Genomic DNA, 17,325 nt, shown 5'->3' with positions numbered 1-17,325 from the left:
ATGGGTGGTGAACTGAACAAGGTTGGTCTACCGACACAAAGGAAACGGCGCTCCGAAGAGCCCTCGCCCAGCTCACCATAATTTGGGTGTGCTAAAGCTACACATTAAAAAACCAGCTAAAAAGCTGGCGACAATGCGCCTTTGTAGTATCGAGAGACCAATCTCGGCAACTGGATTTTGCCAGTGCCTTTTTACTATAGCCCCGCACAAGGCGAATTGTCAATTAGGTTAGTTTTACCTCCTTCAATCGTTTTCTATTTTTTATTTTTATCTGTACCTACGGATTAGTTAATTCGTAGGTACACTTAGGCCATTAAATCCAGTGACCACCAATCGTTGTCGCTGATTGCTGTTGCTTCACCAGCTAGCACTAATCTAGCTAAATCTAAATCGCCGATAAGGTCGGCGTGACCTTTTATTTTTTTGGTATCTGATGGGGTGATTCGCCCATCTAATTCGGCATACATATGTGCTAGGTCGTAAAGCTCACGGGCGTATGCATAGTGTTTTTCGGTTGGTTTAGGCGTTATTGCTTTTTGTGGTGTGTCCATGTGGGCTTTTTCAAAGCTGTGTAGCTCACGTTCTTGCAGGTAGTACACGCGGTTGGCTCTAATAACGTTGCCGCCTTGGTTTAACTGCTTCATTTGAGCGCCAGTAAACATATTTAATAGGTCGTCGCATGGTTTGGCTGTTTGCTCATCTACATTTGGGGTGTGTTTTTGAGCTTCGGTAAGCGCTATATAGTCAATTGAGTACTGGCGATACTCTTTTTGCTGCGCTGATTCGTCCAGTACCACTAAATGGCCGTCTTTTATTAGGTAAATATGGCCGTTATTTTTAACCCGCTTACCTGCAATCAGATCCTTTTTAACGCTCGCGATCTCTTTTTTAGAAAAACCGATCATGTCTAGCAATAATTCGTCTGTATGCCCTACAGCTAAAGGCGTACGATTATTCCCACTAGTCCAAGGTAGGTCGGCTGCGCCGACGTTGTTAGCATCCTGCCCATCAATTGCAGCGGTGTTATCGTTTGCTGCGGTGCCTATGGTTTGCTTAGACCAGGTATGTAAGCGAGTTACCAACGTGCAAAGGCCTGTTGTATCTTCAACGCCTTTTAAGCGTTTAGTAAATTCGGCATATTCATTGCCGTATTCGGTGTGTTGGTAGGCAGGTTTAAAACGGGCATCGCGGCCAATACCAAAGCCACCCATTAAGGTAACAAAGGTTTTAAAGTCGCCAGCGTCGGCGGCTTTACGTACTTGTTCTAGTTGCTCGTTGCCTTGCACTTCTTCGCGCACTCGGCGCAATTCGCGCCAAATAGTAATTGATGGCGATTTTTGAAATTGAAACTGCCTAATACCCCACGTACTCGCCCATGCTTTAACAGGGTTAACTGCTTGGGTGAGTTTTTCGCCTGTTTCGGCATCAAATTCGTTTGCCAGTGCAAAGCCATCAATATTTTTGCTTACGTACTTAGCAACATAAGCCGCCGCCCCGCCTGACTTTTTACCGTCTTTATCTACCGTTGCAGATAGCATTTTTATAGCGGTGTAGCGTGGGCTGCTCGGAAAGTAGTTTTTAACCGGTGCACGGGTGTACACCTTTTTAGATTTATTTAAACCCCAAATACGGCGCGCTTTTGTGTAGCGTGCGCGTAATGCTTTGCGGTTTTTAAAACGCTGAAAAAATACCTCGCGGTCATCGCGGGTAAAGTAGCGGCGTAATAAATGATTAACTTGGTCGTAGTAACGCGCTGGCATCCATAAAAGCATGTGCCAGTGGGTGCAACCGTCGGCGTGTGGCTCGGCTACACGTAGTCCAAAATACGGTATTTCAAGGCGGTCTAATTTAGCGCGTGCTTGCGAATAGAGTTTGTTTAAGTAAAGGCTTGCGTCTTTTGGGGTTGACCCATCCCACGTTGGCGAATTTGCATGAAAACGGCTAGGCGCTGTAATGTTATAAAAGCCACCGGTATAGCCCATTTCGTCGGCCAGTTCTTCGGTTTCGCGTATGCGTAGCATTAATTCGTTACGCATGTTTTCGGGGTTGGCAACACCTGCTTCTACCGCTTTCATTAGCGATATAACATCGTTTTGTTCGTTTACTAATTCTAGGCTTTCTAGGTAACGTTGCCCGCGTTCGCGATTGGTGGTGTATTCCGCCACTGCTTGTTTTGAACAATACGCACTTATACCACGGCGTTTTGTGGTTGTAGCGCCTTTTTTATCGGTGCTGTTAAATAGGTCGCGCCCTACTTCGCCTGTGGCAATTTCTAGGTGTTCAAGGTAACGCCTACGCACTGTTTTAAGTTTATTTGCCCACCATGTGTGGCTTTGTGCTTTTAAAAGGTCCACTTCAGCATCGGGTACTGTTAGGTAGTCCCCTTTTTCAGCAAACTTTAATTGCACAGTAAATTGTGCCGCGTACTCGTTTACTTTTTCGTGTATGTCGGTTGCATCCCACGTGGGGTGTTCTTTTGCAAGGTCGGCTATTATTTCGGCCACTTGCATTGCCAATACATTTGCGTGTTTTTTGGTTTTATCTGCATTGGCCAAGATATGCCAAGGCAGCGGCATAGCATTAGTAATTTGCTCGAGTATTTTTAGGCGTGGTTGCAACGTTGCAACTGTGCGGCGTAACCAATCATTTGCTTTAATTTGCTTGCGCACTTCGGCCACTGTAATTGCTGGCTTTTTATGCGCTGTTTTTATATCGCTAAAGTCGTAGTTTTTGCGGCTGCTGTTTATTAGCCTTTCGTTGTATTGCTGTTCGGTTTCGCCATTCGCTTTACCGGTGTTTTTAATGTGCGTGTACTTATCAATATAACGTTTAGCTACGCGCATTTGCAGCGGCTTAGGCACGGTAGCTAAACACTTATAAACATGCGCAACTTGATACGCATCGTCAATAGCAGCAATAACCGACATGGCAGACTTAGTAACCTGATCGCCAACCGGCTGCTGTAAATTCTGGCTGGTTACAGGTTGTGGCTTTTTTACATCACGCTGCTTGTGTGCAAATTCCATATTACTGGCAGTTTGGCGTACAAAGCTTGCTTGTATGCTTGGCTTACGGCCGCTTTGGATTATGTCTTTAACAATAAAGTTATGAATATTATTGTAATGCACTTTTTTAAGTGCCGATTTAGCCGGCGCACTTAGCTTAAGGTTGGTTACATCAATGCGGTGCTGTGTGGTTTTAAGCTCATCATAAAACCAAGCGTTTGCTTTTTCGCTTGGGTTTATGGGCTCGTCTTTATACCAGGCATTATTTGGTGGGGTAATTTTGGCAATGTACTGCTTCACCATTTTATATTGGCTATACGCAGTAAAACGGCCAAGGCCGTTTATTAATGTTGTGCGGTGTTCAATGTCGTCAACGGCCTTAACCATAGTTAAAGCCGCTGTTACAACATCAAAACTTACAATGGGCCACATGCTCATTTATGCAAGTGCCTTGTAAATGGCTGATACATATTTGGCTTGATGAATAGCATCATCTAGTGCGTTGTGTGCCGTGCCTGTAAAGGGCATATCACGCTTAGGATCAAACCCTTTAAGTGTGCGACCTAATTCAACAACGGTTCTAACATCGCGGTCATTCCAAAATGCCCAAGGCTTTTCCCAGCTTGCCGTTTTAAATGCGTTACCAATAATTACATTGTCAAAGCTTGAACCATTACCCCAAACAACACGGCTCTTAAAGTTTTCTATTTGTGAGATCCACTTTGTAAAACCAGATAATGCATCAAGCAAATGGCTGGTATCATTACTAGTAATTTCAGCGCGGGCGGCATCACTTTGCTTTAACCACCAAAGCACGGTGCTTGGGTCAATCTCGCCGTATTGTGCGGCGCTTTCTAAATCAATCTTTCTATAAAAACTATCGCCAATTTCACCAGTAGTCGGCTCAAAAAATACCGCGCCAATGGCAACAATAGCAGCGTTATCACCCTGCCCCATAGTTTCTAAATCAAGCATTACGTGGTTCATAGTTTTCTCCTCTTTATAGATAAATTTCAATAATTTTAGGCTCACCGTGAATTTGCGCGGCGTCTAATGCGGTTTGCATTTGGTCGTAAACTGGCGCGTATACATCATGTACATCAACAATCATTCTCACTATTGGCAAAAAGTCAGTTAGGCAGTTTTCACACTCCATAAGCATTGCAACTGTTGGGCGTTTGTTTAAATTGCGAATAGTAAAGTTGGCTTGGTCGATAGCGTGTTCAATGATATTTCTTACTAAGTTCTGTTTTTTAAATAGATCTTGGTCTTTGATAGTGGTCATTTTTAGTATTCCTTAGGGGGTTTTATTGGTTGTTATTTAACAACGCCAAGCGCTGAGAATATTGCACGGAACTTGTTTGGTCTATCGCCAAGGTAAGTAATAAAGCAGCCTTTTGGTGCGCCCTTTTTTACATTGCCTTGTGGGTCATTAAAGTGTGTGCGGCCATCAATAAAACAGCTTAAACCTGCGTTTAATAACTTTTGGCACCATGCTTCTGAGCTATTAACAAAGGTGATGTTCATCGCTTCTTTAAAGTTACCTTGAGCATATTGGTCTAAGTAGTAGTCAATCCAATCGCCGTTGCTGGCTATGTCTTCGGTAATACAATGGCCCCGATACTTACTGTAAGTCGGGTCGTTACATATTTTTTTAACGCATTTTGGTTTGCATGCTATTTCACCTTTGTTGAATGGGTGATTTAACCAAACGGTATTAGCTATCCAATTTCTTGTTAATGCATCGTCATCTTTGGTTAAGTAACACGTTGCTTTTACTGACTTGTTAGCCACAGCACAACTTGCAGGGTCTAAATCAATAACGGGAAACATTTGGTGTACATACTTCAAAACTTTATCAGGCGTATAAAACTCAACATTGCCACTGTCTTGATTGATTAGTTGATCGGGAGTCATGGCTAATCCTTAATGTGCTTGTTCTGTTTTTTGAGTATTTTTAGCAATGCTAAAATCTCGCTTTTGTAAAAAACGGCTTGGTGTCATGGCATTAGCATCAACAAAGGCAGTTACTATTTCTTGAAGCTGTAAAATAGCTTGATGAATTTTAAGTCGCTTTTCACGGTCAAATTGGTGATAGCTCCTTTCTAAATCACTTTTAGATAAACCTGCCGAATAACACACAATTACTTGCTGCGGTTTACTCAAGTGCGTATACACATATTCAGCGGTATTACGATCGATGTTAAATAGCCCTCTAATTTCAGTAAGCCCCTTTGGTGTTGGCTTTACATCAACAACTTTTAACTGAGTTTTTTCAGGCTGTTCGTTTACGCCTGTAATAACGCGTTTTTTTGCAATTTCTAATGCTGCATTTGCCATAGTTATGCTCCTAGTTGTTTACGCTTTGCCATTCTTTTGATATTTACGTCCGCAAAAACAACAAAAGTTTGCAAATATGTTTATTTTCTCTTTTCGTTTATTGATGGCATGACCCCCCATTTTTTTTGCAGCTCGGTATTTGAAATTAATCTTAGGATTTACAGGTGAATGGTCGCCTCCACTGAGTATGTATGTTTGATTTTCCCAGCTCACATCAACTTCAATAGCACCTTCAGGTATTGTTCCCTGCTCAGTTAAATGATTTTTAACGCGCTCTAGGTTTTCGGTAAAACAATTGCATTTAGTATTTTCAGTAGTCATTACTTTGCTCCTAACTTACTTGTTTGTTGCCGTAAATTTCTTGAAACTTCTCGCCGCCCAAACGCATAAACTCTTCAATATCGGCTTCAAGCCATACAACACGGCCACTCGATATTTTATGTGTTTTAGGAAACTGCCCTTTTTCCATCAACCTGTATAACGACGAGCGATGTAAGCCACATTTTTCAGCCACATCTGCTGGGCGTAAAAAACGGTCGTTAATGCTAATAACTTCGCCACGTAAATTAGTGCGGTAAAACTCGGCTGTATTTTGATTACTCATGCTGCACACTCCTGTACCTGTTTATTTAAAATCCCTCTTTGTTCTGCTATGTTGCAAGTGCGAATATTCACAAACCAAAACAAAGAGGAAAAACCTATGCCATCAACCATTCAAAACGAACAGCTAGAACACTTTAATAAACTGGCCTTTTGGGCAATAGACCTACTTATTAAAAAATTCCCAGTCGGCATTGAATTACAAACCGACACCTACGAATCAACAGACGCTGCAAGCTCAGATGAACTAGAAGGCGCTTTGCATTACCTAGTTCAAATGGGCTACCTATACAGCCCCGCACCACTCACTTTTTACTTAACCAAATCCGCCTTATTAAAATTTGCTAACACCGATTTATCCGCAAAAATTAAACGCGCTTAATTCCAGCGCTACTTAAGGCTTGTTCAACAAAAGCAATAAACTCGCTATCGCAATAGCCACTTATTGCTTTTTCCCGCTTAGCTTTTAGCGCGTTCATTACCGCCATTTGTATTAACAAATCGTCATCACAGTCATCAATTAAGCTGCTTGCCTTTGCCAACACGCATAAGTAATGCTTTCTGCGCAAAACAAACGCAGGCGTTACGCAAGCTTTGTGCAAGCTAACCACATTAGCGCCACCACAATCGGGGCAATTCATTTCGCCCGTATAGTGGCAGTCATCATTAATTTGCACTTCCATAAGCCCAGCGTCGCCCTGCCAATGACAATCACTACATTTAAACTTTAAAGGCGTAGTTACATTAACGTCACTCATGCTGCATCGTCCTTACCTAATTTATGTAAAATCCCTCTCTGTTTTGGTATGTTGCAAGTGCGAATATTCACAAACCAAAACAAAGAGGAAAAACCTATGGATAACAATCAAGATTACAAAGCTATCGCCACTGCAATTTTTAACCGTTTATGCAGCAACTTCCCAACCCCTGTAACACTTACTCCTGACGATATTTTTAATGAGCCCGATGAAACCTCATCTAATGCGCTCAAAGGAACTATCGCCTTCTTACTTCACGAGAAATATATTATTGCCCTACCTAGTGGCACATCGTTCTTGTTAACCGAAAAAGGCTACGACAACGATTTATGCAACCAAAGCGAAATAAATACAGACTCGCAAACTCGTTTTTCTTTTCTTAATTAATAACCAATTGATTTCTCTAAAAGCGCAGCTATTTGCTGCGCTTTTAACCTTGTGTTTTTACTTCTGTCTGGGTAGCCGCTCCACGCTTTTTTGTAGCTCAAAATGTAACAAGTAATAATGGCCGCAATATCTGCGCTATTTTTAATAGTTTCCACTTCTTTAATTTGTGGTATCAAATAGCTACCTTCACGCCTTTCGCCTTCATCATTTAAATGCGTAGCGACATATAAAGCCGTTGCCCCCATATGCTCAAACGTCATCTTTTTGTCAGCGGCGTATTCAGCAAACAAGGCTTGTATTTTTTTACCAAACTCTATACTCGCATCTTCTTGTGCTTCAATTTCTGTACTCATGCTGCATCGTCCTTACCTAATTTATGTAAAATCCCTCTCTGTTTTGGTATGTTGCAAGTGCGAATATTCACAAACCAAAACAAAGAGGAAAAACCTATGTCTTTAACCCTACAACTTCACTTGGTTGCGCAGCTAAATACCCTAGCCGACCAAATTGTAGAATCTCTATCACCCACCTTTCCGGCTAGCGGGTTAATTACCGCCCAAGCGCTAAACGTAAAACCGGACGAACTAGAATATGCGCTCGATTTTATGGTTAACGCTGGTTACTTATTCGAATCGGGCAAAGGCTACGCCCTGACCGAAAAAACCGCCGTTTTACTTATAAGTGGTTCATTCAGCCCAATGCTCAAAGTAAATCAAGACGTAAAGAACGCGTAATGTCGCCAATCAACGCCTTGAACTCCTCAGGGCTATAACTAGCATTTCCCATGTGTTGCTTGCGTTTTTTGTAAAACTCACGCAGCACATGCTTTAACACTTCAAAATCTGGCTCATGCTCATAATTAACAACGGGCTGTAACAAGGTAACAATTTCAATCGCTCGCTCTTGCCTACCAATTTCTCGCAGCACCACGTTATAAAAAGTGTAATCACTACTAGGCTCCTCACCTGCATCAACGCGTGATTGCTCCTCTTTTAGCCATACTTCAACTTCTTGGCGAGTCTTATCGCAATAAGTAATTTCAGTGCTCATGCTGCATCTTCCTTTTTGCTTTTTTGATGATCGGCTAGTAAATCGTTTACCGATATTTCACCGTTAGTTAGTTCTGAAATACGTGGAATGTATTTCGCTGGGGCTTGACCATGTCGGCTAACCCAGTGATGGACTACTGATTGCTTAGTACCTAGGACTGTGGCGAGCTTGGTTTGCCCACCAATTAGGCAAACTGCTTTTTCAATGGCAGACATAAACACCTCTATTCAGATTACTTTAGGTAATACTAAGATCACTTTAATTCATTGTCAAACACAATAATTACTTTTATGCATAATAAGGGATAGCTTTAAGTAATTTGCGATTATTACAAAAGGTTGTAATAATCGCAGAAAATAAATAACTTAAAGTAATTTTATAAATAAAAAGGATGAATATGGATATTGCAGAAAGAGTGAAGGAACGTCGCAAGCAGTTAGGTTTAACTCAATATCAACTTGCTGATTTGGTTGGTGTTGCACAAACATCTATACAAAAACTAGAAAAAGGCGACACTAAAAACCCGCGCAACATTGAGGCGTTAGCTCGCGGCTTGCAATGCACACCTGAATACTTGCGGTTTGGAATTAGTGAAAACGAAAACAGTAACGTTGCACCGGGGCCAACACTTAAAGCGGCGGTGCCGTTAATTAGCTGGGTGCAAGCAGGTGCATGGTCTGAAATTAGCGAAATTAAAGCCTACGAGGCTGAGCGTTACTTATGCCCCGTAAAATGCAGCGACCTGACCTTTGCGCTTAAGGTGCAAGGTGTGAGCATGGAGCCTAAATTTTATGACGGCGATTTAATATTTGTAGACCCAGAGGCCGAGTGTATTCATGGTTCTTACGTAGTAGCGCGTCTAGACGATAATAACGAAGCCACCTTCAAACAGTTAATAATCGAAAGCGGCCACAAATTCCTAAAAGCCGCCAACCCCAACTGGCCAGAGCAACTAATACCGATTAATGGTAATTGCACGTTGGTGGGAAAAGTTATATTTACGGGTAAGTCACTTTAGTTTTACTGAATACTGTGCTTTTGCACAATGTATTGGTTTTAATGCGGTCTTATGCGTTCTTATACTTTCTATCGCGTTCTATTTTGTTGTAAGCCCTATAGCCTGCTGTTATACTTTGCTTATTAATTGACGCTTTCGTCACTTTACAGAACAAAAAATAACGGAACTAAAAATGTCAAACAACAACGATAACGCCCCAGCAACTCGCGGCCAATTTGTTACCTTTGAATTTATTGCAAGTATTGTATTTATGGTTACTGTTGGTATTGCGGCGTGGACGTGGAATAACCGCGTAGATAATGTTGATAATCGGTTTACGCAGTTAGATCAACGCTTCGAAAAGCTTGATACTAAACTCGATGCGTTAATTTTGTCTGTTAATACAATTCAAAATACAGTAGCGACTAAAGACGATTTATTAAAACTATCTAATCGTGTTACTCAAAACGAAAAAGACGTTGCGCGTATGGACTTTCGTGTAAATCATATCGAAAAGAAAACACCCTGATATTTACGGATTACGAAAAAGGCCGCTAATTTAGCGGCCTTTTTTTTACATTTTTATATCAAGCAAACTCCATTTATCATCCACAATTTCGTTTTTAATCTCAACATAATAAGGCGTTCTAATTGTTGCACCAAATGAGTTTTGCGAATCTACATACGCCCATATTTTATGAACGCAATCGCCTGCATACTCAACCCTTACGTCACTATCATTAGACGATGGAAAATCTGCAGTGGATGGTGACTTAAGGTATTTTTTGACAAATTTTTGAGCCATATAATAATGCATATAATCAGATTTGCACTCCTCCTCTCGCTCAGCAGCTAGCTCCTCTGCTTTTTCACGCTCTATTTTTTCCGCCTTAATTCGCAATCTCTCTTGCTCTGCGGCTATTTCACGTTTCTCAATTTCTTTCTCTATCCTTTCCTTTTGGGCTTGCTGGGCTTTTTGCTCTGGAGTAAGTGGCGGGGGTGGCGTAGCGAAGGCCGCTGCAATAAACAACAATACAATACTGGCTATTACTGCTTTGCCTTGGGTTACCTCTATTTTGCTTTTTGCGGCTGCGTTTATTTTGCTAAGCAACGGCGGTAAACATATTGCTGAAGCCGCCAGTAATATTAACCCTGTAGCAATATCGCCTGTGCTTAAACTAGCTATGCCACTAATTAAAAAACTTATCCCAAAAAACCAACCTAGTACTTTTAATATCATGCCCTTTCCTTATATTTCCCATAATGTTGCAAAGGTATAGGTTAAGTTTTCGTTCAGGTTTTAACAACCTGTGTATTTATACAGCCAATGCTATACTGCGGTGAAGAAAATAGATTGATTGGGCAAGTTAAGCGTGGGTAAACAACATAATTATTTAGCGGTGCATGCTGATCATGCCGCGCCTTTTTTAAATAAAATAACTAACGGGGCTATTTGCCCTGTGTGCAAAACAGGTGAGCTTAAATTTTTGGGTAATGAAAACGAGTTAATTGGTGTGTATGAGCTGCCGATTGATTGCTTTACTGCTAGCTATAAAATCGACACCGCTAACGTGCCTGTTTTTACGCTTGTTTGCTCTGAGTGCTTTATTCACCAAACCGTAAACGCTAGGCTATTTTTAAATGCTTTACATGGCAATGTTGATTTGTAGGCATTAAAAAGCCCGTGTTAAACGGGCTCGTAGTCATCTTGTATTTTCATAAATTTATTCTCCTAGTTTACTAATTCTATAATAGCGGGTAAGCATGGAATAAACAGTAGAATATTGGCAATTACTAAGTATTTTACCTCACTATCACTTTTCTCGTTTGTATTAGTAAATAGTTCGTAAGCTTTTTCTAACCAGTGAAATGGCCTATTTTCTTCTGACTCTCTAAACTTTGGGTGCTTTTCCATTCTAGCCTGTTGAACAACACGCCTTTCATTTATATATGGCTGTAATGTTTCCCATATATAGATAACAGTTGAGCCACGGTTGTCTTGGATTATACCTTTGTCGTAAAATCCTTTAAAAATACCTTCGCATAGGTGCTCTAGCTCATTTAGCTTATCTAATATTGGTCTCATTTCTTCTATAGTTGCGCTATTTCTGGCAAGGTAAATTAGCGAATCGTTTTTTTGGTTTTCGTTATCTTTTAGGAAGTCTTTTACGTATATGTACTCGGGGCCTATTTTCCCCTTTCCTTGATGGATTACGTCAATAGTGTTTTTTTCACGGGTTCTTATGTTGTGGTTGGTTACTGTATAGTAAGCAGATGATAGCGCGATTGTTGCTGATAACAGCACCGCCATAGCAGATGCCAGCGGGAAATATTCTTTCGTCAACAATGCTGGCACACCAACATACACTATGCCGCATACAAGAACGCCAGCTAAAAAGCTGGCGTTAATAAGTAGTATTTTCTGTTTCATTGTTAACCCAAGAAGTCTAAACCTTGATCATCGCCCATTGCTATATGTTTAATCATATTTACTCCTATATATCTACTTTATAATATTAATTAACTAAGTTTACGTCTTACTTTTGTTTGCACAAACTCGTTATATGAATTTTATTAGGCCGCAGCAGTTTGTTGTAGCCTTATGATATTTCAATTTTTTATAAAATTTTTAATAGTTTTTTGTCTGCTTTTACAATTTTTTATTAAATTACACTGTAATATAATAAAGCTAATAGAATATATGTCAATATTATATCTGTTTATTTAGTCTCAACCTGCCTCAATTTATTGCCTTTATAAATCTCTCCCACACTTCTATGCTTTTGCTTTTTTCTTTCATGTAGTCATACCTGTCATAATGCACGCTTGATACGTCAAACTTGTTGTGTTGTTGGAGTATGTCGCGGTTTATTTTATCAATACCCGCTTTGCCCATGAGTGTTTTACACGTGCGTCGCAGGTCGCGCGGATTAAAGTTTGGTACTTTGTTTTTTTCACACCAACGTATTATTGCCATGCGAAGTGTTGATACATGAGCGCTAGCTATTGGGTTATCACGATGCGGAAACATTTGTCCTGCTTTGCCTTGCTGCTGCGTTAGCTCTTGTATTATAGCTATTGCGGTATCGCACAATGGCACTATGTGATCGCCACGCTGTTGTACTTTTATTCTGCTAGCGGGAATAGTGAACGTTTTATTTTCTAGGTCAAAGTCACTTGCGTAAGAGCCGTAAACCTCGTTTACTCGTTGGCCACCAAGTAATAATGCCAGTTTTATGTATTGGTGGGTGTAATAAGGCAGGTCGTCGGCATTCCATACTTTTTTTAGTTCATCTTCGTTTAGCCAGCGTTCGCCTTTGTTTTTTGGCGTTTCAAAATTGATGTCTCTTATGAAGTTGGTTTTTATATCGTAGTGATTTGGCTTTTTGTATTGCTCTGGTGAGTTATCAAAATCAATTGCAAATTTTAATATACTCATTAATACACTTCGAACTAGACGAGCCTGCTCTTTAGCGCCGCGATTATAGACACGATAAATAATGTCGCGTGCCATATCTATTGTGAACTCATCTGGCATTAAATCAGTTGCAATATATGGGGTGAGATTTCTTTTAATTAGCTTTTCAGTTCTGTCTATAGTTGACTCTGCCCAACGTGTACTTATATAAATATTAAAATCATCAAGCATTTGGTGCATTGTTCGTTTAGCTGCTGATTCAAATGCGATACTTGCTTGGGTTAATTTATTTTCTTGTGGGTCAATGTTGTTTCTGAGTAGTTCTGATATTTCGGCATGCTTACTGCGCGCTGCTTTTAAATCAATTGCAGGGTAAGTACCAATGCCCATTACTTTACGTTTGGCATTAAAGTGATACTGCACTCTAAATGTTTTAGTTCCAGTTTCATTTACACGTATTTGTAAACGCCCTTCGCCGTAGTTACCATTTTCAGTTAATACATACCGACTTTGCTTAGGCTTAAGCGCTTTTATAGATTTGTCTGTAAATTTCATATCTCACCCATTGAAACTGTGACCACCACATAGGTCACAGTTTTGGTCGCAGTTTTGACTGAGATAATACTAACTTAAAGAGACAAGAAGAACAGTTTTAAATACTAAAGGTTAAGTAATACAGGGTGGTTAAGACTAGTTAGTACGGATAGCATTATTAAAAACTGACATGCCAAGTAATTCACACATTAATAAAATAACCCTTAAAAACCATACATTAAAATAAATAGCGTTATATTTGTGTATTAAGCGTACACTAATTTGCAGCCCGCTATAACGGCTATATTTACTTAAAAAGTGTCATTTTGCTATTAGATTTATTTATTTTTACGTTAACACTGCTTACGGCTAATGCTTTGACTATACGATAGTTATTAAGCCTCCCTCTATCGGGTAAGTAAATATCGTATTTAAGTTACTTTCTACTACAATTTAACATCGTTATGTACTTGAAAATTACTGTGACTAGCGCTACTCTAAGTGAGGTGGTCTGACCTCTATTAAGGAATAAAAATGACACTCATATTTACACTCGGTTTAATCGTGCTGCTTTGCACAGCGATTTACCACAGAGCGAGTTGGAACACAGCACTTGGTGTTTCTGCTGCAACCCTACTTATAGGCACCTTCGCCGGTGCTTTTGGTTTAATTAGCTGGTTGATCTTTTTGATCATCGCGGTTCCTCTTTCTGTTACTGGCCTTCGTCAGCAATATATTATCAAACCTATTTTTGCTGTGTTCAGAAAAGTAACACCAAGCATGTCTGATACTGAAAAATCAGCTATTGATGCCGGTACTACTTGGTGGGAAGCTGACTTATTTTGCGGTAATCCCGATTGGAAAAAACTTCACCAATACCCAGTTCCTAAACTTACTATTGAAGAGCAAGCCTTTGTTGATGGCCCTGTTGAAGTAGTATGTGGCATGTTGGACGATTGGGAAGCAACACACGAACTAACCGACCTTCCTCAAGATGTATGGCAATATCTAAAAGATAATAAATTCTTTGCCATGATCATCAAAAAAGAATACGGCGGTTTAGAGTTTTCTGCATTTGCACAGTCATGTGTACTTCAAAAACTAACAAGTAAATCAACATTACTTTCGTCAATTGTTGGTGTACCGAACTCTTTAGGCCCAGGTGAATTATTACAACACTATGGTACAAAAGAGCAAAAAGATCATTACTTACCGCGCTTAGCGAGCGGTCAAGAAATTCCATGTTTTGCATTAACTTCGCCAGAAGCGGGTTCTGATGCAAGCTCAATTCCAGACTACGGTGTGGTATGTAAAGGGCAATGGAATGGTGAAGAGGTTGTGGGTGTTAGTTTAACGTGGAATAAGCGCTACATAACACTTGCCCCAGTGGCTACCGTGCTTGGACTTGCGTTTAAGTTACAAGATCCAGACGGCCTAATTGGCGACAATAAAGAGCCAGGCATCACCTGTGCACTTATTCCAACGGACACTCCTGGAGTTGAAATTGGTCGCCGACATTTCCCGCTAAACGTTCCATTTCAAAATGGTCCTACTCGCGGTAAAGACATTTTCGTACCACTTGATTATATTATTGGTGGTCCAGATATGGCTGGTCAAGGCTGGCGCATGCTGGTTGAGTGTTTATCGGTTGGTCGTGCAATTACATTGCCGTCAAATTCTGCTGGCGGCATTAAAATGATTGCCGTTGCAACGGGTGCGTATAGCCGCATTCGTCGCCAGTTCCGCTTACCTATTGGTAAAATGGAAGGTGTTGAAGAGTCACTAGCAAAACTTGCTGGTTACGCTTACAGCTCTGATGCTGCGGTTAGTATGTCTACAGGTGCGGTTGATTTGGGCGAAAAGCCATCAGTTGTTTCTGCCATTATTAAATACCACCTGACAGAGCAAATGCGTGATGCAACTATTCATGCAATGGATGTACTTGGCGGTAAGGGCATCATGCTTGGGCCAAATAACTATTTAGGTCGTGGCTATCAAGGTGCACCTATTGCCATTACCGTTGAAGGTGCAAATATCTTGACTCGTAATATGATTATTTACGGTCAAGGTGCAATTCGCTGTCATCCATTTGTACTTACCGAACTAGGTGCGTGCGAAATTGAAGACCGCGAAGAAGCGCTTAACGTATTTGATAAAGCGCTAATGGGTCACATTGGTTTTACTATGTCGAACCTTGTACGTACTAAATGGCTTGCACTTACCGGCGCTCGTTTTACAAGTGTGCCGTACAACGACGAAACAGCTGAATTTTACCGTATAGCGTCACGCTTTAGTGCATCACTTGCTCTTATGTCAGACATTAGCATGGCAGTATTTGGTGGCTCACTTAAACGTAAAGAACGTATTTCAGCACGTTTAGGTGACTTACTTAGTTACTTATACTTAGTGTCTGCAACGCTTAAGCGTTACAACGACGAAGGCCGTAAAAAAGAAGATTTTGCTCTAGTAAAATGGAGTTGCCAAGATCATCTTTACCATTGCCAACGTGCACTTGCTGATTTAATTAATAACATGCCTTCGGCTCCACTACGTGCCGTGTTAAAAGTATTGTTATTCCCGTTTGGTCGCCCGGTTCGTAAACCAACTGACCAACTTGAGCATAAACTTGCGCAACTACTACAAGTACCTAGTGAAACGCGTAACCGCTTAGCAAGCTACGTATACTTAAAAAATGAGCCGCTTAACCTTGTCGGTCGTCAAGAGCAAACGCTTAAAGACATCCTAGACGTTGAGCCATTATTTGAAAGAGTATGTAAAGAGAAAGGCCTTAAACTGCCATTTTTCCAGCTTGATAAAGTAGCACAAATGGGACTTGAAGCCGGTATATTAAGCCAAGCAGAGGCTGATAAACTAGCTGCCGTTGAGCAATCTCGCTTAGATGTTATTAACGTTGATGACTTTGACCCTGCTGATTTACTTGCAGGCAAAGCAGCACGAAATAGCGTTAAAAAAGAAGCTGATGAGGCTTAACTAAGTAAGCATTTGAATACTAAAAGCCAGCGCCTAATGCGCTGGCTTTTTTGTGTAAAATAAATTCTTATATATCAAATCGCACATTTCAAGCAATCAAATACTCGACGAAAAGTGTAAGTTAGCGCTTAGTTATCAATCGCTTCCATGCTAAAACTATGCCTGTATACACTAAAAAACATGCGAGCAATGATGCCAAACCAGCTAATGTTTGCCCTAAAAAACCAAAGTATTCACCGGTATGTAAAAATCGAGATGTTCCCCATGCTTGATCACCTCGCGTCCAATCCGATTTTTTTAGCGTTTTAGTTACATCCCCCGTGCGAGTATCTAAAAATAATGAATACGCATATTCTTGACGATTCCCTATACTGGTATCAATATAAAAACGTGCTTCGTGTTTTTTGTCACCTAATTCTAACCACATTGAATACCAATCAGCGGCACCATTGTTAATTGCATGTACTTTAGCTTGTTGAAATAAAGTATCGTACAGTACTTCATCTGCCGATAAATCGAATACTGGTAGATGCTTTTCTCGCTCGGGTACGTTTTGCCCAAACGCGCCATATAACGCTTTATTCGCCCAGTCAAAATGAAACAAAGTAGCCGTTAATGACAAAACGAGTAAAACCGGTAAACACCAAATCCCAAAAACTAAATGCCACTGCCTATTTCGATGATGTGATGATTTGTAACTCTTTGCTAGTAATAAGTATCCTTTTAACGCAGAGCGGTTAAATCGCTTTGGTAACCACAGATAAGCACCCGATAGTAATAAAAAGATAAAAAATAGATTAGCGTAGCCATTTATATTTTTACCAATCACCTGCGAAGCGCCATGCAGTAACAAATAACGATGTATATCAGTTACAACGTGAAAAAAGTCAGCCGCCAACCCCTCTCCTTCACGAAGCACGTCTCCTGTATAAGGGTGTAATAAGTAGCTATGCTTTCCAGCCCAGGCAGGAATGGCAGCCCCTTCTCGATTAACCCAACGAATATAAATATGTGATTGACTCGGATGCGATTTTCGCAAAATATCCACAACATCATCAGCCGATAGTCGCTGTTGAACATAGGTGTTATTTACAGTAAATCGCATTTCATCTAGCTCAACAATCTGTCGTTCATAGGTTAATAGAAAACCCGTGAACGACATGCTAAAAATAAATAAACCGGCGATTAGACCTATAATTAAGTGGGCCCAAAAGACCCACTTTTTAAATAGTTTTAAGAACATAA

At 40.6% G+C, this 17,325-nt stretch carries 22 protein-coding genes; 7 read left to right on the top strand and 15 right to left on the bottom strand.

What is annotated here, in order from left to right; genetic code table 11:
• Window positions 1-305: 305 nt before the first annotated feature.
• Genes AC0VZ4_RS06740 through AC0VZ4_RS06710 form a run of 7 tightly spaced genes read right to left on the bottom strand, consistent with a single transcriptional unit; the run spans window position 306 to window position 5,949 of the window.
• A complete protein-coding gene (locus AC0VZ4_RS06740) occupies window positions 306-3,443 on the bottom strand; it encodes a replication endonuclease (protein WP_475441266.1) in 3,138 nt (1,045 codons plus the stop codon).
• On the bottom strand, window positions 3,444-3,992 hold the full coding sequence (locus AC0VZ4_RS06735) for a 3'-5' exonuclease (protein ID WP_475441265.1): 549 nt from the start codon (window positions 3,990-3,992) through the stop codon (window positions 3,444-3,446).
• Window positions 3,993-4,005: 13 nt separating this feature from the next.
• Window positions 4,006-4,290 (bottom strand): hypothetical protein, encoded by a 285-nt coding sequence (locus AC0VZ4_RS06730; RefSeq protein ID WP_475441264.1) that lies wholly within the window; start codon window positions 4,288-4,290, stop codon window positions 4,006-4,008.
• 32 nt (window positions 4,291-4,322) lie between these two features.
• Entirely contained in the window at window positions 4,323-4,922 is a 600-nt protein-coding gene (locus tag AC0VZ4_RS06725; RefSeq protein WP_475441263.1) for a DNA N-6-adenine-methyltransferase, read from the bottom strand.
• A gap of 9 nt (window positions 4,923-4,931) precedes the next feature.
• Window positions 4,932-5,345: a hypothetical protein gene (locus tag AC0VZ4_RS06720; RefSeq protein WP_475441262.1), complete on the bottom strand. Its 414-nt coding sequence runs from the start codon at window positions 5,343-5,345 to the stop codon at window positions 4,932-4,934.
• A gap of 18 nt (window positions 5,346-5,363) precedes the next feature.
• Entirely contained in the window at window positions 5,364-5,666 is a 303-nt protein-coding gene (locus AC0VZ4_RS06715) for a hypothetical protein (RefSeq protein WP_475441261.1), read from the bottom strand.
• Window positions 5,667-5,676: 10 nt separating this feature from the next.
• Window positions 5,677-5,949: a helix-turn-helix transcriptional regulator gene (locus AC0VZ4_RS06710; protein ID WP_475441260.1), complete on the bottom strand. Its 273-nt coding sequence runs from the start codon at window positions 5,947-5,949 to the stop codon at window positions 5,677-5,679.
• A 96-nt stretch (window positions 5,950-6,045) separates the two neighbouring features.
• On the opposite strand from AC0VZ4_RS06710, the gene AC0VZ4_RS06705 reads away from it, so the two are divergent.
• Window positions 6,046-6,327: a hypothetical protein gene (locus tag AC0VZ4_RS06705; RefSeq protein ID WP_149614072.1), complete on the top strand. Its 282-nt coding sequence runs from the start codon at window positions 6,046-6,048 to the stop codon at window positions 6,325-6,327.
• Here the strand turns inward: AC0VZ4_RS06705 and AC0VZ4_RS06700 are convergent.
• The gene (locus tag AC0VZ4_RS06700) at window positions 6,314-6,703 is read right to left on the bottom strand and encodes a hypothetical protein (protein ID WP_149614073.1); all 390 of its coding nucleotides are present in this window, start codon (window positions 6,701-6,703) and stop codon (window positions 6,314-6,316) included. The two genes, AC0VZ4_RS06705 and AC0VZ4_RS06700, sit on opposite strands and share 14 nt — an antisense overlap.
• 96 nt (window positions 6,704-6,799) lie before the next feature.
• Between AC0VZ4_RS06700 and AC0VZ4_RS06695 the strand changes: the two genes are divergently transcribed.
• Window positions 6,800-7,090, top strand: coding sequence for a hypothetical protein (locus AC0VZ4_RS06695; protein ID WP_475441259.1), 291 nt, complete (start codon window positions 6,800-6,802; stop codon window positions 7,088-7,090).
• On the opposite strand, the gene AC0VZ4_RS06690 is transcribed toward AC0VZ4_RS06695, so the two are convergent.
• Window positions 7,087-7,443 (bottom strand): hypothetical protein, encoded by a 357-nt coding sequence (locus AC0VZ4_RS06690; RefSeq protein ID WP_475441258.1) that lies wholly within the window; start codon window positions 7,441-7,443, stop codon window positions 7,087-7,089. The two genes, AC0VZ4_RS06695 and AC0VZ4_RS06690, sit on opposite strands and share 4 nt — an antisense overlap.
• Before the next feature lie 96 nt (window positions 7,444-7,539).
• Here AC0VZ4_RS06690 and AC0VZ4_RS06685 point away from each other — a divergent pair, with 96 nt between their 5' ends.
• On the top strand, window positions 7,540-7,824 hold the full coding sequence (locus tag AC0VZ4_RS06685) for a hypothetical protein (RefSeq protein ID WP_475441257.1): 285 nt from the start codon (window positions 7,540-7,542) through the stop codon (window positions 7,822-7,824).
• Here AC0VZ4_RS06685 and AC0VZ4_RS06680 read toward each other — a convergent pair.
• Both AC0VZ4_RS06680 and AC0VZ4_RS06675 read right to left on the bottom strand, forming a co-directional pair.
• Window positions 7,793-8,140 carry a hypothetical protein gene (locus tag AC0VZ4_RS06680; RefSeq protein WP_475441256.1) on the bottom strand — a complete coding sequence of 116 codons (348 nt, stop codon included), beginning with the start codon at window positions 8,138-8,140 and terminating at the stop codon, window positions 7,793-7,795. The two genes, AC0VZ4_RS06685 and AC0VZ4_RS06680, sit on opposite strands and share 32 nt — an antisense overlap.
• Entirely contained in the window at window positions 8,137-8,355 is a 219-nt protein-coding gene (locus AC0VZ4_RS06675; RefSeq protein WP_475441255.1) for a YdaS family helix-turn-helix protein, read from the bottom strand. The genes AC0VZ4_RS06680 and AC0VZ4_RS06675 overlap by 4 nt, the downstream gene beginning before the upstream one ends.
• Before the next feature lie 182 nt (window positions 8,356-8,537).
• Here AC0VZ4_RS06675 and AC0VZ4_RS06670 point away from each other — a divergent pair, with 182 nt between their 5' ends.
• Complete coding sequence (locus AC0VZ4_RS06670) at window positions 8,538-9,158, top strand: LexA family protein (RefSeq protein ID WP_475441254.1); 621 nt, start codon at window positions 8,538-8,540, stop codon at window positions 9,156-9,158.
• A 172-nt stretch (window positions 9,159-9,330) separates the two neighbouring features.
• Entirely contained in the window at window positions 9,331-9,666 is a 336-nt protein-coding gene (locus AC0VZ4_RS06665; protein ID WP_475441253.1) for a hypothetical protein, read from the top strand.
• Window positions 9,667-9,711: 45 nt separating this feature from the next.
• On the opposite strand, the gene AC0VZ4_RS06660 is transcribed toward AC0VZ4_RS06665, so the two are convergent.
• Window positions 9,712-10,377, bottom strand: coding sequence for a hypothetical protein (locus AC0VZ4_RS06660; RefSeq protein WP_475441252.1), 666 nt, complete (start codon window positions 10,375-10,377; stop codon window positions 9,712-9,714).
• Between the two features lie 133 nt (window positions 10,378-10,510).
• Between AC0VZ4_RS06660 and AC0VZ4_RS06655 the strand changes: the two genes are divergently transcribed.
• A complete protein-coding gene (locus AC0VZ4_RS06655; protein WP_475441251.1) occupies window positions 10,511-10,807 on the top strand; it encodes a hypothetical protein in 297 nt (98 codons plus the stop codon).
• 62 nt (window positions 10,808-10,869) lie between these two features.
• On the opposite strand, the gene AC0VZ4_RS06650 is transcribed toward AC0VZ4_RS06655, so the two are convergent.
• Window positions 10,870-11,568, bottom strand: coding sequence for a DUF4760 domain-containing protein (locus AC0VZ4_RS06650; RefSeq protein ID WP_475441250.1), 699 nt, complete (start codon window positions 11,566-11,568; stop codon window positions 10,870-10,872).
• 309 nt (window positions 11,569-11,877) lie between these two features.
• On the bottom strand, window positions 11,878-13,110 hold the full coding sequence (locus AC0VZ4_RS06645; RefSeq protein ID WP_475441249.1) for a tyrosine-type recombinase/integrase: 1,233 nt from the start codon (window positions 13,108-13,110) through the stop codon (window positions 11,878-11,880).
• A gap of 513 nt (window positions 13,111-13,623) precedes the next feature.
• On the opposite strand from AC0VZ4_RS06645, the gene fadE reads away from it, so the two are divergent.
• Complete coding sequence (gene fadE / locus AC0VZ4_RS06640; RefSeq protein WP_475441248.1) at window positions 13,624-16,080, top strand: acyl-CoA dehydrogenase FadE; 2,457 nt, start codon at window positions 13,624-13,626, stop codon at window positions 16,078-16,080.
• 121 nt (window positions 16,081-16,201) lie between these two features.
• Here fadE and AC0VZ4_RS06635 read toward each other — a convergent pair whose 3' ends face one another.
• Window positions 16,202-17,323, bottom strand: coding sequence for a PepSY-associated TM helix domain-containing protein (locus AC0VZ4_RS06635; RefSeq protein WP_342866173.1), 1,122 nt, complete (start codon window positions 17,321-17,323; stop codon window positions 16,202-16,204).
• Between the last annotated feature and the right edge of the window lie 2 nt (window positions 17,324-17,325).

The sequence above is a fragment of the Pseudoalteromonas sp. QJM3NY_22 genome (assembly GCF_056173065.1).
The sequence above is the reverse complement of the archived record's forward strand: the minus strand, read 5'-3'. Positions and strand labels throughout refer to the sequence as shown.

Coding starts and splice junctions, on each gene's coding strand:
- AC0VZ4_RS06715 (WP_475441261.1), bottom strand. CDS start 5,666: ATGACTACTGAAAATACTAAATGCAATTGTTTTACCGAAAACCTAGAG.
- AC0VZ4_RS06720 (WP_475441262.1), bottom strand. CDS start 5,345: ATGGCAAATGCAGCATTAGAAATTGCAAAAAAACGCGTTATTACAGGC.
- AC0VZ4_RS06670 (WP_475441254.1), top strand. CDS start 8,538: ATGGATATTGCAGAAAGAGTGAAGGAACGTCGCAAGCAGTTAGGTTTA.
- AC0VZ4_RS06740 (WP_475441266.1), bottom strand. CDS start 3,443: ATGAGCATGTGGCCCATTGTAAGTTTTGATGTTGTAACAGCGGCTTTA.
- AC0VZ4_RS06665 (WP_475441253.1), top strand. CDS start 9,331: ATGTCAAACAACAACGATAACGCCCCAGCAACTCGCGGCCAATTTGTT.
- fadE (WP_475441248.1), top strand. CDS start 13,624: ATGACACTCATATTTACACTCGGTTTAATCGTGCTGCTTTGCACAGCG.
- AC0VZ4_RS06690 (WP_475441258.1), bottom strand. CDS start 7,443: ATGAGTACAGAAATTGAAGCACAAGAAGATGCGAGTATAGAGTTTGGT.
- AC0VZ4_RS06735 (WP_475441265.1), bottom strand. CDS start 3,992: ATGAACCACGTAATGCTTGATTTAGAAACTATGGGGCAGGGTGATAAC.
- AC0VZ4_RS06730 (WP_475441264.1), bottom strand. CDS start 4,290: ATGACCACTATCAAAGACCAAGATCTATTTAAAAAACAGAACTTAGTA.
- AC0VZ4_RS06645 (WP_475441249.1), bottom strand. CDS start 13,110: ATGAAATTTACAGACAAATCTATAAAAGCGCTTAAGCCTAAGCAAAGT.
- AC0VZ4_RS06705 (WP_149614072.1), top strand. CDS start 6,046: ATGCCATCAACCATTCAAAACGAACAGCTAGAACACTTTAATAAACTG.
- AC0VZ4_RS06710 (WP_475441260.1), bottom strand. CDS start 5,949: ATGAGTAATCAAAATACAGCCGAGTTTTACCGCACTAATTTACGTGGC.
- AC0VZ4_RS06725 (WP_475441263.1), bottom strand. CDS start 4,922: ATGACTCCCGATCAACTAATCAATCAAGACAGTGGCAATGTTGAGTTT.
- AC0VZ4_RS06650 (WP_475441250.1), bottom strand. CDS start 11,568: ATGAAACAGAAAATACTACTTATTAACGCCAGCTTTTTAGCTGGCGTT.
- AC0VZ4_RS06635 (WP_342866173.1), bottom strand. CDS start 17,323: ATGTTCTTAAAACTATTTAAAAAGTGGGTCTTTTGGGCCCACTTAATT.
- AC0VZ4_RS06675 (WP_475441255.1), bottom strand. CDS start 8,355: ATGTCTGCCATTGAAAAAGCAGTTTGCCTAATTGGTGGGCAAACCAAG.
- AC0VZ4_RS06685 (WP_475441257.1), top strand. CDS start 7,540: ATGTCTTTAACCCTACAACTTCACTTGGTTGCGCAGCTAAATACCCTA.
- AC0VZ4_RS06680 (WP_475441256.1), bottom strand. CDS start 8,140: ATGAGCACTGAAATTACTTATTGCGATAAGACTCGCCAAGAAGTTGAA.
- AC0VZ4_RS06695 (WP_475441259.1), top strand. CDS start 6,800: ATGGATAACAATCAAGATTACAAAGCTATCGCCACTGCAATTTTTAAC.
- AC0VZ4_RS06660 (WP_475441252.1), bottom strand. CDS start 10,377: ATGATATTAAAAGTACTAGGTTGGTTTTTTGGGATAAGTTTTTTAATT.
- AC0VZ4_RS06700 (WP_149614073.1), bottom strand. CDS start 6,703: ATGAGTGACGTTAATGTAACTACGCCTTTAAAGTTTAAATGTAGTGAT.